Below are 15479 nucleotides of genomic sequence, written 5' to 3'. Positions count from 1 at the left end.
AGTCGTCGACGAATCGACGATGTTGGCCCTACTTATGGTTTTGGGTATCAGGTTCCGATACGGCCGCCGTCATCCTTCGTAATCACGATCGTCGCGGAGCGGGGTCGTTTGCCCGCTCCATACCCAGCATTGCTTGGCCATTGGCTGGTGTACTTGGAAGGATCAGCGAGGTTGGCTTGGTCCGTGTTTTCGCCAGGATGTTGGATGTTGACAAAAATGGCCTTGCCATCAGGGGTTTCGCAGAATCCCGTAATTTCGCATCCAACCGGACCCACCAGAAAGCGCTTGAGCTGCTCTGGCGCTGGCGGCTTACCGACATAGGTATCCACCGTAAGCGTGCTGCCGTCCCCCTCGGGATACGCCAGGGATTTCTTCGCCCCATCACCAACCTGCCCGGGGCGCGCGGCCAACATCATGCAGTTGGTCACGTCGGTGTAGGCGCCGTCATCGGTCTGCAGCCAGCACAGACCCGTTACCGCACTGAACACCAGACCATCCGGGCTTGAAAAGTCCTGGTCATCGGTAAGACTGGACAGGTTTACGGTCGTGACATCGGCGTCGGCTTGCGCGCCGAACAGGTACACATCCCATTCGAAGCGATCGCCATCACCGGCCGCTGCCAATTCCTTGATACGAATGATGTGTCCGTTGGGGTTGCCAGACTGGCTAGCGCCACCCTTCATATCGGTGTACACGCGAGGATTGGCGGAGTCGGGCTCATACTGCGAGCCGGTGGGATCAACGCGGCGGCTGCTGTTGTTCGTCAACGTGCAATAGAGTTCGCCGTTCGCGGGGTTCACGCCACACCATTCGGGCCGATCCATCTTAGTTGCACCGGCGGCATCGGCCGCCAACCGGGCATTGACCGCCACATCGGCCTGATCGGAAAAGGGGTAGGTCGCATACCCGCTGACCGCCGAGTTCTGCATCGACAGTTCCAACCACGAGCCGGTGCCATCTTCTGAGAACTGGGCCGCAAATAGTGTGCCGTTATCAAGGTACTTGTCGCCCACAGAGATACGACTGATCGCGTCTGCGTCCGCGGGATCCCAATTGGCCGACGAGACCCACTTGTAGAGGTACTCGCCACGAGCGTCGTCGCCCATATATACGATGATCGGTTGACCCGCGACTGCCGTGCGGAAAGCGGCCGATTCATGGGCAAACCGGCCCAAAGCCGAGCGCTTTTTCGCCTTTCTGCTGCGGTCGTAAGCATCCACCTCGACGACGTAGCCCTGGCCGTTCATCTCGTTGCGGTAGTCATCGCTACCGTCAGCCGACGCGCCAGACTGGCTGATTATCCAGCGAGCATATCGATCGTCCGCGCCGGCCGATTCCCAACCGTGGCGCGACGCAGCGCCTTGATTGCGTCCATAGCGCCGAAGCGAGGTGACAGATTTGTCATTCCCGCGGGCGGCATCGTCCGCAGCGTCTCGCGTGAAATAGCCGTACCAGTTTTCCTCGCCAGTCAGAAAGGTGCCCCAAGGGGTCTTTCCCGTGCCGCAGTTGTTGAGCGTGCCGCGCGTACGCGTCGCGTCGGGCGAGTACTTCGTCACCAGCAGCGGGTTACCTCGGGCGGGGCCGGCGATCTCGACTTCGGAAAGCGCCGTGAGCCTGAAATTGAACAACGAATCGGGAACCGTACCCCAGGCATTGCCGGCTTTCTTTACCTCGACAACCGACACTCCATGAATGGCGATCTCCTTGTCAACCTCGGCGGCTGGCCGGGGTAGCGTATTCGTGCCCCCATTTGCATGCAGGAAGAACGAACTGAGCCCTTCGTTCGTCGTGGCCTCATGGTTGACCGCCAGCAGCCCGCGATCCGTCGAGCTTGCCGACGGCCGGTTGTCAGCACCAAGGCCGAACCATTCCATGCCATCGTGGTGGTCACCAGCACGCTTGTCGAAATCGTTGTCCGTGCCATCGTTCTTGTAGGCAAGCACCCCCTCAGCGAGCGGGTCACCCAAGCCATAGAGGGGTCGTCTCAGAAAACGGAAAATAAAGCACGCTAAGGCATAGCCGAACCTGCCAAGCTTGCTCCACCCTGTAGTGACGCGATCAGCGGGCAGGAAACGTTCCCCCTTCGCGCATGGCAGGCGCACACCAACTCAGACAGCACGGCCTCCATGCGCGCCAGGTCAGCCATTTTCTCGCGCACGTCCTTGAGCTTGTGCTCGGCCAGACTGCTGGCTTCCTCGCAATGGGTGCCATCCTCCAGCCGCAGCAGCTCGGCGATCTCATCCAGGCTGAAGCCCAGCCGCTGGGCTGATTTCACGAAGCGCACCCGCGTTACATCCGCCTCGCCATAGCGGCGGATGCTGCCATAGGGCTTGTCAGGCTCCAGCAACAAGCCCTTGCGCTGATAGAAACGGATGGTCTCCACATTGACCCCGGCCGCCTTGGCGAAAACGCCAATGGTCAGGTTCTCCAAATTGTTTTCCATATCGCTTGACTCCGTACATGAGTACGGAAGTAAGGTTACGCTATCCAATTTCAATTCGAAAGGACAAGCGCATGTCTGAACCAAAAACCGGGCGCGGCGCGCTCTTCACTGGAGGGCTTGCCGCCATCCTCGCCTCGGCTTGCTGCCTCGGGCCGTTGGTTCTGATCGCCTTGGGGTTCAGCGGCGCTTGGATCGGCAACTTGGCGGTGTTGGATCCCTATCGCCCCATCTTTATCGGCGTGGCGCTGGTGGCGTTGTTCTTCGCCTGGCGGCGCATCTACCGGCAGGCAGCGGCCTGCAAACCGGGTGAGGTCTGCGCGATTCCCCAAGTGCGAGCTACTTACAAGCTCATTTTCTGGATCGTGGCCGCGCTGGTTCTGGTCGCGCTCGGATTTCCCTACGTCATGCCATTTTTCTACTGATCGGAGTTCACCATGAAGAAACTGTTTGCCTCCCTCGCCCTCGCCGCCGTTGTTGCCCCCGTCTGGGCCGCCACCCAGACCGTCACGCTGTCCGTACCGGGCATGACCTGCTCCGCCTGCCCGATCACTGTCAAGAAGGCGATTTCCAAGGTCGAAGGCGTCAGCAAAGTTGACGTGACTTTCGAGACACGCCAAGCGGTCGTCACCTTCGACGATGCCAAGACCAGCGTGCAGAAGCTGACCAAGGCAACCGCAGACGCGGGCTATCCGTCCAGCGTCAAGCAGTGAGTCACTGAAAACGGCACCGCAGCACAACGGACGTCATTGTCTGGCGCCACAAACGATAAAGGATCTGTTGCATGACCCATCTAAAAATCACCGGCATGACTTGCGACTCGTGCGCGGCGCACGTCAAGGAAGCGCTGGAAAAAGTGCCAGGCGTGCAGTCGGCGCTGGTGTCCTATCCGAAGGGCACAGCGCAACTCGCCATCGTGCCGGGCACATCGCCGGACGCGCTGACTGCCGCCGTGGCCGGACTGGGCTACAAGGCAACGCTAGCCGATGCGCCACTGGCGGACAACCGCGTCGGACTGCTCGACAAGGTGCGGGGATGGATGGCCGCCGCCGAAAAGCACAGTGGCAACGAGCCCCCGGTGCAGGTAGCGGTCATTGGCAGCGGTGGAGCCGCGATGGCGGCGGCGCTGAAGGCCGTCGAGCAAGGCGCGCAGGTCACGCTGATCGAGCGCGGCACCATCGGCGGCACCTGCGTCAATGTCGGCTGTGTGCCGTCCAAGATCATGATCCGCGCCGCCCACATCGCCCATCTGCGCCGGGAAAGCCCGTTCGATGGCGGTATTGCGGCAACTGTGCCTACGATTGACCGCAGTAAGCTGCTGGCCCAGCAGCAGGCCCGCGTCGACGAACTGCGGCACGCCAAGTACGAAGGCATCCTGGGCGGTAATCCGGCCATCACCGTTGTGCACGGTGAGGCGCGCTTCAAGGACGACCAGAGCCTTACCGTCCGTTTGAACGAGGGTGGCGAGCGCGTCGTGATGTTCGACCGCTGCCTGGTCGCCACGGGTGCCAGCCCGGCGGTCCCGCCGATTCCGGGCTTGAAAGAGTCACCCTACTGGACTTCCACCGAGGCCCTGGCGAGCGACACCATTCCCGAACGCCTTGCCGTAATCGGCTCGTCGGTGGTGGCGCTGGAGCTGGCGCAAGCCTTTGCCCGGCTGGGCAGCAAGGTCACGGTCCTGGCGCGCAATACCTTGTTCTTCCGTGAAGACCCGGCCATCGGCGAGGCGGTGACAGCCGCTTTCCGTGCCGAGGGCATCGAGGTGCTGGAGCACACGCAAGCCAGCCAGGTCGCCCATATGGACGGTGAATTCGTGCTGACCACCACGCACGGTGAATTGCGCGCCGACAAACTGCTGGTTGCCACCGGTCGGACACCGAACACGCGCAGCCTCGCGCTGGACGCAGCGGGGGTCACTGTCAATGCGCAAGGTGCCATCGTCATCGACCAAGGCATGCGCACGAGCAACCCGAACATCTACGCGGCCGGCGACTGCACCGACCAGCCGCAGTTCGTCTATGTGGCGGCAGCGGCCGGCACCCGTGCCGCGATCAACATGACCGGCGGCGATGCGGCGCTCGACCTGACCGCAATGCCGGCCGTGGTGTTCACCGATCCGCAAGTGGCGACCGTGGGCTACAGCGAGGCGGAAGCCCACCACGACGGGATCGAGACCGACAGCCGCACCTTGACCTTGGACAACGTGCCGCGTGCGCTCGCCAACTTCGACACACGCGGCTTCATCAAGTTGGTTATCGAGGAAGGCAGCCATCGGCTGATCGGCGTACAGGCGGTCGCGCCGGAAGCGGGTGAACTGATCCAGACGGCGGCTCTGGCCATTCGCAACCGCATGACGGTGCAGGAACTGGCCGACCAGTTGTTCCCCTACCTGACGATGGTCGAGGGGTTGAAGCTCGCGGCGCAGACCTTCAACAAGGATGTGAAGCAGCTTTCCTGCTGCGCCGGGTGAGAAAAAGGAGGTGTTCAATGAACGCCTACACGGTGTCCCGGCTGGCTCTTGATGCCGGGGTGAGCGTGCATATCGTGCGCGACTACCTGCTGCGCGGATTGCTGCGCCCGGTGGCGTGCACACCAGGCGGCTACGGCTTGTTCGATGACGCCGCCTTGCAACGGCTGTGCTTCGTGCGGGCGGCCTTCGAGGCGGGCATCGGCCTCGACGCGCTGGCGCGGCTGTGCCGGGCGCTGGATGCGGCGGACGGCGACGAAGCGGCCGCGCAGCTTGCCCTGCTGCGTCAGTTCGTCGAGCGTCGGCGCGAAGCGTTGGCCGATCTGGAAGTGCAGTTGGCCACCCTGCCGACCGAGCCGGCACAGCACGCGGAGAGTCTGCCATGAACAACCCCGAGCGCTTGCCGTCCGAGACGCACAAACCGATCACCGGCTACCTGTGGGGCGGACTGGCTGTGCTGACTTGCCCCTGCCACCTGCCCATCCTCGCTGTCGTGCTGGCCGGCACAACCGCCGGTGCTTTCCTCGGCGAGCATTGGGTCATCGCGGCGCTCGGTTTGACCGGCCTGTTCCTTCTGTCCCTGTCGCGGGCGTTGCGGGCATTCAGGGAAAGAGAATGAGCGCTTTCCGGCCGGATGGATGGACGACGCCGGAACTGGCCCAAGCGGTCGAGCGCGGGCAGCTTGAACTGCACTACCAGCCCGTCGTCGATCTGCGCAGTGGTGGGATTGTCGGCGCGGAAGCCCTGTTGCGCTGGCGTCATCCGACGCTTGGACTATTGCCACCGGGCCAGTTCCTGCCCGTGGTCGAATCGTCCGGCCTGATGCCTGAAATCGGCGCTTGGGTGCTGGGCGAAGCCTGCCGCCAGATGCGTGACTGGCGAATGCTGGCATGGCGACCGTTCCGGCTGGCCGTCAATGTTTCGGCGAGCCAAGTGGGACCGGACTTCGACGGGTGGGTAAAGGGCGTGCTGGCTGATGCCGAGTTGCCCGCCGAGTATCTCGAAATCGAGCTGACCGAATCGGTCGCGTTTGGTGATCCGGCGATCTTCCCCGCCCTGGACGCCTTGCGGCAGATCGGTGTGCGCTTCGCCGCCGATGACTTCGGGACGGGGTATTCCTGTCTGCAACATCTGAAGTGCTGCCCAATCAGCACGCTCAAGATCGACCAATCGTTTGTCGCCGGGCTCGCCAACGACCGCCGCGACCAAACCATCGTGCACACCGTGATTCAGCTTGCGCACGGGCTGGGCATGGATGTGGTGGCTGAAGGCGTGGAAACATCGGCGAGTCTTGATCTATTGCGACAAGCGGACTGCGACACAGGACAAGGCTTCCTGTTCGCGAAGCCAATGCCGGCGGCGGCATTCGCCGTCTTCGTCAGTCAATGGAGGGGTGCCACCATGAATGCAAGTGACTCGACCACCACCAGTTGCTGCGTGTGCTGCAAGGAAATCCCGCTCGATGCCGCCTTCACCCCGGAAGGCGCGGAATACGTCGAGCACTTCTGCGGGTTGGAGTGTTATCAACGCTTCGAAGCGCGTGCCAAGACAGGGAACGAAACCGATGCCGATCCGAACGCCTGCGACTCGCTACCGTCAGATTGAGGCATACCCTAACTTGGCGTCAGACCATCCGGCGCTAAATCGTCAGAATAGAGTTGCCTTCCGAATTGATTGACATACGCCGTCAAGGGTCATAGATTTCTTCCTGACACATTTCCCTCAGGAGGATACCTTGCACGGTCAGCGCATCGGTTACGTCCGCGTCAGCAGCTTCGACCAGAACCCAGAACGGCAGCTCGAACAGATCCAGGTGGATAAAGTGTTCACCGACAAGGCGTCGGGCAAGGACACACGGCGGCCCGAACTGGAACGGCTGCTCGCCTTCGTGCGCGAAGGCGACACGGTCGTGGTGCACAGCATGGATCGTCTGGCGCGCAACCTCGACGACCTGCGCCGCCTGGTGCAGGGCCTCACCCAGCGCGGCGTACGCATCGAGTTCCTTAAGGAGCATTTGACCTTCACCGGCGAGGACTCGCCGATGGCGAACCTGATGCTGTCGGTAATGGGCGCGTTCGCCGAGTTCGAACGCGCCTTGATCCGCGAGCGGCAGCGCGAGGGCATCGCGCTCGCCAAGCAGCGCGGGGCCTACCGTGGCAGGAAGAAATCCCTGTCGTCTGAGCGTATTGCCGAACTGCGCCAACGTGTCGAGGCTGGCGAGCAAAAGACCAAGCTGGCTCGTGAATTCGGAATCAGTCGCGAAACCCTGTATCAATACTTGAGAACGGATCAGTAAATATGCCACGTCGTTCAATCCTGTCCGCCGCCGAGCGCGAAAGCCTGCTGGCGTTGCCGGACACCAAGGATGAGTTGATCCGTCACTACACGTTCAGCGAAACCGACCTCTCCATCATCCGGCAGCGGCGCGGCCCGGCCAACCGGCTGGGCTTCGCCGTGCAGCTCTGTTACCTGCGCTTTCCTGGTGTCATCCTGGGCGTCGATGAGCCGCCGTTTCCGCCCTTGTTGAAACTGGTCGCCGACCAGCTCAAGGTCAGCGTCGAAAGCTGGGACGAATACGGGCAGCGGGAGCAGACCCGGCGCGAGCACCTGGTCGAACTGCAAACGGTGTTCGGCTTCCAGCCCTTTACCATGGGCCACTACCGGCAGGCCGTCCAGTTGCTGACCGAGATGGCCTTGCAGACCGACAAGGGCATCGTGCTGGCCAGCACCTTGATCGAGCACCTGCGGCAGCAGTCGGTCATTCTGCCTGCCCTCAACGCCGTCGAGCGGGCGAGCGCCGAAGCAATCACCCGCGCCAACCGGCGCATCTACGATGCCTTGGCCGAACCGCTGTCGGACGCGCATCGCCGCCGCCTCGACGATCTGCTCAAGCGTCGGGACAACGGCAAAACGACCTGGCTGGCCTGGCTGCGCCAATCGCCCGTCAAACCGAATTCGCGGCACATGCTGGAACACATCGAACGCCTCAAAGCGTGGCAGGCGCTCGACCTGCCTTCTGGCATCGAGCGGTCGGTGCACCAGAACCGCCTGCTCAAGATCGCCCGTGAGGGTGGCCAGATGACGCCCGCCGACCTGGCCAAGTTCGAGGCGCAGCGACGCTATGCCACCCTGGTGGCGCTTGCCATCGAGGGCATGGCCACCGTCACCGACGAAATCATCGACCTGCACGACCGCATCCTGGGCAAGCTGTTCAACGCCGCCAAGAACAAGCATCAGCAGCAATTCCAGGCGTCCGGCAAGGCGATCAACGCCAAGGTGCGGCTGTTCGGCCGCATCGGCCAGGCGCTGATCGAGGCCAAGCAGGCGGGCCGCGATCCGTTCGCCGCCATCGAGGCCGTCATGTCCTGGGATGCCTTCGCCGAGAGCGTCACCGAAGCGCAGAAGCTTGCGCAGCCCGAGGACTTCGATTTCCTGCACCGCATCGGCGAAAGCTACGCCACGCTGCGCCGCTACGCGCCGGAATTCCTTGCCGTGCTCAAGCTGCGGGCCGCTCCCGCCGCGAAGGACGTGCTCGACGCCATCGAGGTGCTGCGCGGCATGAACAGCGACAACGCCCGCAAGGTGCCCGCCGACGCGCCGACCGAGTTCATCAAGCCGCGCTGGCAGAAGCTGGTCATGACCGACACCGGCATCGACCGGCGCTACTACGAACTGTGCGCGCTGTCGGAGATGAAGAACGCGTTGCGTTCCGGCGACATCTGGGTGCAGGGGTCGCGCCAGTTCAAGGACTTCGAGGACTACCTGGTGCCGCCCGCGAAATTCGCCAGCCTCAAGCAGGCCAGCGAATTGCCGCTGGCCGTGGCCACCGACTGCAACCGGTACCTGAACGACCGGCTGACGCTGCTGGAAACACAGCTTGCCACCGTCAACCGTATGGCGACGGCCAACGAGCTGCCGGACGCCATCATCACCGAGTCAGGCTTGAAGATCACGCCGCTCGACGCGGCGGTACCCGACACCGCCCAAGCGCTGATCGACCAGACGGCAATGATCCTGCCGCACGTCAAGATCACCGAACTGCTGCTGGAGGTGGACGAATGGACGGGCTTCACTCGGCATTTCGCGCATCTGAAATCGGGCGACCCGGCCAAAGACAAGAACCTGTTGCTGACCACGATCCTCGCCGACGCGATCAACCTGGGCCTGACCAAGATGGCGGAGTCTTGCCCCGGCACGACCTACGCCAAGCTGGCTTGGCTGCAAGCCTGGCACATCCGCGACGAAACCTACGGGGCGGCGCTGGCCGATCTGGTCAACGCACAGTTCCGCCATCCCTTCGCCGAGCACTGGGGCGACGGCACCACCTCATCGTCGGACGGCCAGAACTTCCGCACCGGCAGCAAGGCCGAGAGCACCGGCCACATCAACCCGAAATACGGGAGCAGCCCAGGGCGGACGTTCTACACCCACATTTCTGACCAGTACGCGCCATTTCACACCAAGGTCGTGAACGTCGGCGTGCGCGATTCGACCTACGTGCTCGACGGCCTGCTGTACCACGAGTCCGACTTGCGGATCGAGGAGCATTACACCGACACGGCGGGCTTCACCGATCACGTCTTCGCCCTGATGCACCTCCTGGGCTTCCGCTTCGCGCCGCGCATCCGCGACCTGGGCGACACCAAGCTCTACATCCCGAAGGGCGACGCCGCCTATGACGCGCTGAAACCCATGATCGGCGGCACGCTCAACATCAAGCACGTCCGCGCCCATTGGGACGAAATCCTGCGGCTGGCCACCTCGATCAAGCAGGGCACGGTGACGGCCTCCCTGATGCTCCGAAAGCTCGGCAGCTACCCACGCCAGAACGGCCTGGCCGTGGCGCTCCGCGAGCTGGGCCGCATCGAGCGCACGCTGTTCATCCTGGACTGGCTGCAAAGCGTGGAACTGCGCCGCCGCGTGCATGCCGGCCTGAACAAGGGCGAGGCGCGCAATGCGCTGGCCAGGGCAGTGTTTTTCAACCGCCTGGGTGAAATCCGCGACCGCAGTTTCGAGCAGCAGCGCTACCGGGCTAGCGGCCTCAATCTGGTAACGGCTGCCGTCGTGTTGTGGAACACGGTCTATCTGGAACGGGCTGCGCACGCGCTGCGTGGCAACGGCCATGCCGTTGATGACGCGCTGTTGCAGTACCTGTCGCCGCTCGGTTGGGAGCACATCAACCTCACCGGCGATTACCTCTGGCGCAGCAGCGCCAAGATCGGCGCGGGCAAGTTCAGGCCGCTACGACCGCTGCAACCGGCTTAGCGTGCTTTATTTTCCGTTTTCTGAGGCGACCCCATAGAGCACTTGCGCGGTGTATCCGGAAGGAACGCTGACCGCGTCTGCCAGCGATTTCGGAACCGCGCCGAAATTGAGCAGTTTTTCCGAGGGCTCCGTGGGAGGAGCTCCTGTGGGCGGTGTGTCCGGGCTATCGACATCGCTGTCGTCGTCTCCGTCGCCATTACAGCCCGCCAGGCCAACCCCGAACAGGGCAGAGCCCACCGTTGCCATGCCTCCCTTCAGAATCCGGCGTCGACTCAAGCGGGTTTGTAGCACCGCGTCGAATGTCGGATTTGGCGATGTGTTCGAGTCCTCGTCATTGAAGTCCACGACGGGCGCATTCATGTTGGTCTTCATATTGTCCATTTGTCTGGATTTAACGAAGCAATGAATGTAGGTGGCGCCAATTACTTTTTCATGACGGATCGGACGTTCGTTTCGGGCCGTAATGCGCGAGGCGATGCAGCGTCACCATGCGGTGGATTCAATGGACAGCAATCGCTGCACAGCAGCCGTTGACCGAGGCACTCCGACCGGCCGAAGTGGGTCGTCATCGGCCGAGCGATTGAACCAAGCTGTTGCAACGACCGGTTTCATCCACAGCCAATAACTGCCCTTCAAGACGGAACAGCTGGACCAACCTAGAATCTTGGTGCAAGTGCTATGATCGTATTTCGTTATCGAAACTCGATATGAAAGAGAACTCAACACCTCGCGCCATGGAGCACCACGATCTGCTATCGGGGCTGATCCGCCTGCACGTGCTGCACCACGCAGCCGCGCAGGAGATCTATGGGCAGTGGATGATTGACGAACTGGCCCACCACGGCTACCGACTTTCTCCCGGAACGCTGTACCCGATGCTTCACAAGATGGAGCGCGACGGATACCTAGTTTCGCGCCAGGAGCGCGACGGACGCACCGTGCGAAAGCTCTACACGATCACGCCCAAGGGCAAGGAAGGCTTGGCGCTGGCCAAGGAACGCATCCGGGAGTTCACCGGGGAGGCAATGCACAAATGACAGGCTCCACCAACACCGTACAGCACGAAGCTGTAGCTACGCGCGGTTCACCCGTTGAAGTCTTCGGCGCCTTCCTTAAACTGGGATTGACCTCCTTCGGTGGGCCGATCGCGCATCTGGGTTATTTCCGCTCGGAGTTTGTCGAGCGCCGCCGCTGGCTGGATGACCGCAGCTATTCCGATCTGGTCGCCTTGTGCCAGTTTCTTCCGGGTCCGGCCAGCAGCCAGGTGGGCATGGCGCTTGGGCTGGGTCGCGCTGGCTGGTTGGGCTTGCTGGCGGCGTGGGCAGGGTTCACTTTGCCATCGGCCATCGCGCTAATCCTGTTTGCCTTCGGCATCGCTGAGTACCAGGGACTAGCCCAGTCCGGGTGGGTGCATGGTCTCAAGGTAGTCGCCGTGGCCATCGTAGCTCAGGCGGTGTGGGGCATGGCCAAGTCGTTGTGCCCTGACCGGCCACGCGCTGCCCTGGCCATTCTGGCGGCACTGCTGACCATGATCCTACCCTCAGCAGCGGGACAGATTGTCGCGATCTTGTTGGCAGGACTGCTGGGCTGGTGGACGCTGAAGATTTCACAACCTGGCGGTGGCCAAGCTCACAGCTACCCGGTCTCGCGCAGACTGGGCGTCATTGCGCTGCTTCTGTTTGCAACACCGCTTGTCTTGCTGCCCCTATGTGCAGCAGCCACGGGATCGTCCACGATAGCGCTGCTGGATGGGGTGTACCGTTCCGGTGCGCTAGTCTTCGGCGGTGGGCACGTTGTGCTGCCGCTGCTGCAAGCCACCGTGGTGCCCAGCGGCATCGTCAGCAACGCAGACTTCCTAGCTGGCTATGGCGCTGCCCAGGCCGTGCCGGGACCGCTGTTCACTTTTTCGGCGTATCTTGGCGCAATAGCCCACGGCCCGCTGCATGGCTGGATTGGCGGCCTGGCTCTGCTGGGCACCATATTCCTCCCAGCCTTCCTCATGCTGGTCGGCGCATTGCCGTTCTGGGCGGCGCTTCGCCACCGGGCGGGTATTCAGACGACCATGGCGGGCATCAACGCCGGCGTGGTTGGTATCCTGGTATCGGCCTTATATGACCCGGTGTGGACAAGCGCCATCCACGGCAAGGCGGACTTCGGGTTGGCGTTGCTCTCGTTCGGGCTGCTCACAGTGGGGCGCGTGCCGCCAGCGCTCGTGGTGCTGCTGGCTGGCTTGGCAGGCTGGGTCATGGCGATGGGCATCTGAAATTCGTTTCACTCAGAGCTTTCAATCAAACTTCGCATAATTCCTTCGCTGATGTACCTCAGGACGAAGAATCTTCCAGCGGTATAGCTGCTGCTTGGGCGAACGAAGCTTGAACGCAGGGTTCGTTACCTCGGGATCGAGCTAACGATGCCGTTGAGATGGCAGAGCAAACTGAGGTTGATGCATCCCGGGCCGGCGAACGGTCGCTTGCCGGCCAAAGCCGGACATTCACCCGATCCTATGCAGGTGACGCACACCAGTCACCTCAGGGCATTCCATAATTTCACAGCGCTATCGCGCAAGCAGGATCGGCACCTCAACAGCTCGTATCATTGCCGTCGTGGTACTGCCGACGATCAAATTCCTGAGCGGCGAGTGACCATAGGCACCCATGACCAGCACGGACATCGGACCACCGGCTACGCAGTCAGCGATAACTTTCTCTGGAGCCCCCGGGGTAATCGAAAAAGTTGCCGTTCGCCCGCTTTGCGCGAATAGCTGAACGACCTGCTCCATCTGGGCTCGATTCTCCTGCGACTCCGCGCCAGCCCTCACGAGGTGTATTGGCAGACCGTCCAGCATCGGCGTGCTTGTCAGCAATGCAATCGCTCTAGCAATAGACTTTCCGCCATCGTAGGCAATCACAGCGCGCATTGGCGGCACGTGCCGCTCGGGAGCAACAAATAGCGGCTTGTTACTGGCTCGAAGCACGCGCTCGATTTTCGATCCGAGATGGCCGGCGGCGAATTCGCTCGACGCTCCCCGCTTGCCCATCACCACCAAGCCAGCCTCGGCTTCGCGCTCGATAATGGTTTCCACAATGCCACCATGGAGGTGCACCGTACTGACGTCGCCGATGCCGGCAGCCCGTAATCGCTCTTCAGCGGTCGCCAAGAGGGCGCGGCCACCTTCGACCGCCAGTTTTCCTTGCGCTTCTTCGATGCGAGTCAGCTCTTCTAGCAGCTCGCTTTTCACACCTAGCCCGATAGCGCCACTAAGGTCGTGCCGCGCTGTCACCGCGCTTTTTCGCTGCACAACATGCAGCAGTTCAACTCTCCAGGAAAGACGGTGCGCCGCCCAGGCTGACAAGTCGCAGACCGCGGCGGCGTAGTGGGAGGCATCGATGCATGCAAGTACTTTCGACATATCTTCTCCTTAGTGTCCCAACGACTTGGTGTCGGCGCCGGGTTTGTCGTGAATTGCAAATCGACCAATCATGGTGGCGCTGGCGGCATTCAAACCGACGACATCTACAGTCGTGCCTTCGCGGCGCAGCTTGATCACGACCTTGTCCAGGGCACCCACGGCCGAGATGTCCCAGAAGTGCGCGGCGGATACATCCAGCACCACGTGGTCGACGACCTCTTTAAAATCAATGGCTTCTGAAAACCGATCGGTGGATGCAAAAAACACCTGGCCCTCGTAGTAGTAGGTGCGGGTGCGCCCGTCCTCAGACAAGGCCGAAGTCACTGCGAAGAGCCGCTTGACCTTACCCGCGAAGAACACGCCGCTCAACAGCACGCCCGCCAGTACGCCCTGTGCAAGGTCATGCGTCCAGACGACCACCACAACGGTCGCCAGCATGACCACGGAAGACTGCCAGGGATGCGAACGCAGGTTGCGGATCGAACCCCAACTGAACGTGCCGATGGACACCATGATCATGACCGCGACCAGTGCCGGCATGGGAATCCTGGCCACCAAGGGCCCCAGCACCACGATCAGGAACAGCAGGAAGGAACCCGCCACGAAAGTGGAAAGCCGCGTCGAACCGCCCGACTTCACGTTGATGACGGACTGGCCGATCATGGCACAACCGCCCATGCCGCCAAAGAAGCCCGTCACGAAGTTCGCGATACCCTGGCCCTTGCATTCGCGCCGCTTATTGCTGGGCGTGTCGGTCAAGTCGTCCACGATCTGCGCGGTCATCATCGACTCCAGCAAACCCACCGCCGCCATGGTCAGCGAATACGGAAGAATGATCTGCAAGGTTTCAAACGTGAAGGGCACGTTCGGAATCAGGAACGAAGGCAGGGACGACGGCAGCTTGCCCATGTCGCCCACCGTGTTGACGGGCAGGCCCCAGTAAATAGAGATGGCCGTCAACACGATGATCGCGATCAACGGCGACGGCACGGCCCGGGTCAGGCGCGGAAACAGATAGATGATCGCCAACCCTCCCGCCACCATCACGTAGGTGACCCACGTGACGTTGGTCAGCTGCGGCAACTGGGCAACAAAGATCAGAATTGCCAGCGCGTTCACGAACCCGGTGACGACAGACCGCGACACATACTGCATCAGCAGGTCAAGCCGAAGAAAGCCGGCGATGATCTGGAAGATGCCCATCAGGATTGTGGCGGCGAACAGGTATTCAACGCCATGATCCTTGACCAAAGGCACCACCAGCACGGCAATGGCGGCCGTGGCCGCAGAAATCATGCCAGGCCGGCCGCCCACTAAAGCGATGATTACCGCGATCGAGAACGATGCGTAGAGGCCTACCCGCGGATCAATACCCGCGATGATGGAAAAGCCGATGGCTTCGGGGATAAGAGCAAGGGCAACGACGATGCCCGCAAGAATATCGTTACGAGGACTGGACATCCATTCGCGACGAAAAGAGGAGAAAAAAGACATTGTTAGGCTAACCTGACGTTAGCAAGCGATGCCTTGCACCGAGGGTGGTTTGTAGTTGGTCTCGGAGCGAGCCGTAATTCGCTTGGAGTTGTCCGAGGGATAGGCGCCCGGCCGAGCCACCCGGCAAACGCCGGGTCCACTAGTATCGCTATCGAAGCGAAGCCGCATCCGTTGCAGATGCTGCGGGAGCATTGTACACGGGTTGTGCAGCGTGACTCAGACCAGGGCCGAATCGTCACAAACACGATATCGGGCGGCGAGAACTAACCTTTGACCGGCCGCATTGGGTCGGGAGCTGCCTGTCATTGATGGCCGCTCCCGGCCTTCACCAAACATTGCGCGAATCAAGTGGACTTCCGCTTCTGGTCGGTTTGCCCCAAGGACCAGCAAAACATCCAAACATT

General features: G+C 61.8%; 15 protein-coding genes and 1 other annotated feature. Of the genes, 10 read left to right on the top strand and 5 right to left on the bottom strand.

Annotated elements, in window-relative coordinates:
* Window positions 1-47: 47 nt before the first annotated feature.
* Together IPU70_RS27950 and IPU70_RS27945 are read right to left on the bottom strand one after the other, a co-directional pair.
* Entirely contained in the window at window positions 48-2000 is a 1953-nt protein-coding gene (locus tag IPU70_RS27950; RefSeq protein ID WP_088159612.1) for a PhoX family phosphatase, read from the bottom strand.
* Between the two features lie 8 nt (window positions 2001-2008).
* Window positions 2009-2443 (bottom strand): mercury resistance transcriptional regulator MerR, encoded by a 435-nt coding sequence (locus tag IPU70_RS27945; RefSeq protein WP_003131969.1) that lies wholly within the window; start codon window positions 2441-2443, stop codon window positions 2009-2011.
* A 71-nt stretch (window positions 2444-2514) separates the two neighbouring features.
* Between IPU70_RS27945 and merT the strand changes: the two genes are divergently transcribed.
* The 8 genes from merT to IPU70_RS27905 all read left to right on the top strand — a co-directional run bounded on the left by merT (window position 2515) and on the right by IPU70_RS27905 (window position 10172).
* The gene (gene merT, locus IPU70_RS27940) at window positions 2515-2865 is read left to right on the top strand and encodes a mercuric ion transporter MerT (RefSeq protein ID WP_006224622.1); all 351 of its coding nucleotides are present in this window, start codon (window positions 2515-2517) and stop codon (window positions 2863-2865) included.
* 12 nt (window positions 2866-2877) lie between these two features.
* Window positions 2878-3153: a mercury resistance system periplasmic binding protein MerP gene (gene merP / locus IPU70_RS27935; RefSeq protein WP_003131987.1), complete on the top strand. Its 276-nt coding sequence runs from the start codon at window positions 2878-2880 to the stop codon at window positions 3151-3153.
* A 71-nt stretch (window positions 3154-3224) separates the two neighbouring features.
* A complete protein-coding gene (gene merA, locus IPU70_RS27930; protein ID WP_003156770.1) occupies window positions 3225-4910 on the top strand; it encodes a mercury(II) reductase in 1686 nt (561 codons plus the stop codon).
* A 17-nt stretch (window positions 4911-4927) separates the two neighbouring features.
* The gene (merD, locus tag IPU70_RS27925) at window positions 4928-5293 is read left to right on the top strand and encodes a mercury resistance co-regulator MerD (RefSeq protein ID WP_000995360.1); all 366 of its coding nucleotides are present in this window, start codon (window positions 4928-4930) and stop codon (window positions 5291-5293) included.
* Window positions 5290-5526 (top strand): broad-spectrum mercury transporter MerE, encoded by a 237-nt coding sequence (gene merE / locus IPU70_RS27920; RefSeq protein WP_003132004.1) that lies wholly within the window; start codon window positions 5290-5292, stop codon window positions 5524-5526. The genes merD and merE overlap by 4 nt, the downstream gene beginning before the upstream one ends.
* Window positions 5523-6512: a DUF3330 domain-containing protein gene (locus tag IPU70_RS32910; protein ID WP_003132006.1), complete on the top strand. Its 990-nt coding sequence runs from the start codon at window positions 5523-5525 to the stop codon at window positions 6510-6512. Before merE ends, IPU70_RS32910 begins: the two co-directional genes overlap by 4 nt.
* 130 nt (window positions 6513-6642) lie before the next feature.
* Window positions 6643-7203, top strand: a complete 561-nt coding sequence (locus IPU70_RS27910) for a recombinase family protein (protein ID WP_003124096.1) — start codon at window positions 6643-6645, stop codon at window positions 7201-7203.
* Between the two features lie 2 nt (window positions 7204-7205).
* Entirely contained in the window at window positions 7206-10172 is a 2967-nt protein-coding gene (locus IPU70_RS27905) for a Tn3 family transposase (protein ID WP_001138070.1), read from the top strand.
* A 6-nt stretch (window positions 10173-10178) separates the two neighbouring features.
* Here IPU70_RS27905 and IPU70_RS27900 read toward each other — a convergent pair whose 3' ends face one another.
* Window positions 10179-10532 carry a hypothetical protein gene (locus IPU70_RS27900; RefSeq protein WP_164741317.1) on the bottom strand — a complete coding sequence of 118 codons (354 nt, stop codon included), beginning with the start codon at window positions 10530-10532 and terminating at the stop codon, window positions 10179-10181.
* A gap of 374 nt (window positions 10533-10906) precedes the next feature.
* On the opposite strand from IPU70_RS27900, the gene IPU70_RS27895 reads away from it, so the two are divergent.
* Both IPU70_RS27895 and chrA read left to right on the top strand, forming a co-directional pair.
* Entirely contained in the window at window positions 10907-11209 is a 303-nt protein-coding gene (locus IPU70_RS27895; protein ID WP_006224629.1) for a PadR family transcriptional regulator, read from the top strand.
* Window positions 11206-12435, top strand: coding sequence for a chromate efflux transporter (chrA, locus tag IPU70_RS27890; RefSeq protein ID WP_006224630.1), 1230 nt, complete (start codon window positions 11206-11208; stop codon window positions 12433-12435). The genes IPU70_RS27895 and chrA overlap by 4 nt, the downstream gene beginning before the upstream one ends.
* A gap of 291 nt (window positions 12436-12726) precedes the next feature.
* Here chrA and IPU70_RS27885 read toward each other — a convergent pair whose 3' ends face one another.
* On the bottom strand, window positions 12727-13581 hold the full coding sequence (locus tag IPU70_RS27885; protein ID WP_006224631.1) for a universal stress protein: 855 nt from the start codon (window positions 13579-13581) through the stop codon (window positions 12727-12729).
* A 9-nt stretch (window positions 13582-13590) separates the two neighbouring features.
* Window positions 13591-15075: a SulP family inorganic anion transporter gene (locus IPU70_RS27880; protein WP_006224632.1), complete on the bottom strand. Its 1485-nt coding sequence runs from the start codon at window positions 15073-15075 to the stop codon at window positions 13591-13593.
* 86 nt (window positions 15076-15161) lie between these two features.
* Window positions 15162-15216: a sequence feature (sul1 is cis-regulatory element that is thought to sense ions involved in sulfur or methionine metabolism; They are found in Alphaproteobacteria), on the bottom strand.
* Window positions 15217-15479 lie beyond the last annotated feature (263 nt).

The sequence above is a fragment of the Achromobacter sp. SD115 genome (assembly GCF_017355315.1).
Lineage (GTDB): Bacteria > Pseudomonadota > Gammaproteobacteria > Burkholderiales > Burkholderiaceae_B > Achromobacter > Achromobacter xylosoxidans_B.
Note: the sequence above shows the minus strand (reverse complement) of the source record. Positions and strands in the feature narration are given on the sequence as shown.

What these genes read in the sequence shown, in the direction of transcription:
- IPU70_RS27945 (WP_003131969.1), bottom strand. Translation starts at nt 2,443, where the DNA reads ATGGAAAACAATTTGGAGAACCTGACCATTGGCGTTTTCGCCAAGGCG.
- merT (WP_006224622.1), top strand. Translation starts at nt 2,515, where the DNA reads ATGTCTGAACCAAAAACCGGGCGCGGCGCGCTCTTCACTGGAGGGCTT.
- merP (WP_003131987.1), top strand. Translation starts at nt 2,878, where the DNA reads ATGAAGAAACTGTTTGCCTCCCTCGCCCTCGCCGCCGTTGTTGCCCCC.
- merA (WP_003156770.1), top strand. Translation starts at nt 3,225, where the DNA reads ATGACCCATCTAAAAATCACCGGCATGACTTGCGACTCGTGCGCGGCG.
- merD (WP_000995360.1), top strand. Translation starts at nt 4,928, where the DNA reads ATGAACGCCTACACGGTGTCCCGGCTGGCTCTTGATGCCGGGGTGAGC.
- merE (WP_003132004.1), top strand. Translation starts at nt 5,290, where the DNA reads ATGAACAACCCCGAGCGCTTGCCGTCCGAGACGCACAAACCGATCACC.
- IPU70_RS32910 (WP_003132006.1), top strand. Translation starts at nt 5,523, where the DNA reads ATGAGCGCTTTCCGGCCGGATGGATGGACGACGCCGGAACTGGCCCAA.
- IPU70_RS27905 (WP_001138070.1), top strand. Translation starts at nt 7,206, where the DNA reads ATGCCACGTCGTTCAATCCTGTCCGCCGCCGAGCGCGAAAGCCTGCTG.
- IPU70_RS27900 (WP_164741317.1), bottom strand. Translation starts at nt 10,532, where the DNA reads ATGAATGCGCCCGTCGTGGACTTCAATGACGAGGACTCGAACACATCG.
- IPU70_RS27895 (WP_006224629.1), top strand. Translation starts at nt 10,907, where the DNA reads ATGGAGCACCACGATCTGCTATCGGGGCTGATCCGCCTGCACGTGCTG.
- chrA (WP_006224630.1), top strand. Translation starts at nt 11,206, where the DNA reads ATGACAGGCTCCACCAACACCGTACAGCACGAAGCTGTAGCTACGCGC.
- IPU70_RS27885 (WP_006224631.1), bottom strand. Translation starts at nt 13,581, where the DNA reads ATGTCGAAAGTACTTGCATGCATCGATGCCTCCCACTACGCCGCCGCG.
- IPU70_RS27880 (WP_006224632.1), bottom strand. Translation starts at nt 15,075, where the DNA reads ATGTCTTTTTTCTCCTCTTTTCGTCGCGAATGGATGTCCAGTCCTCGT.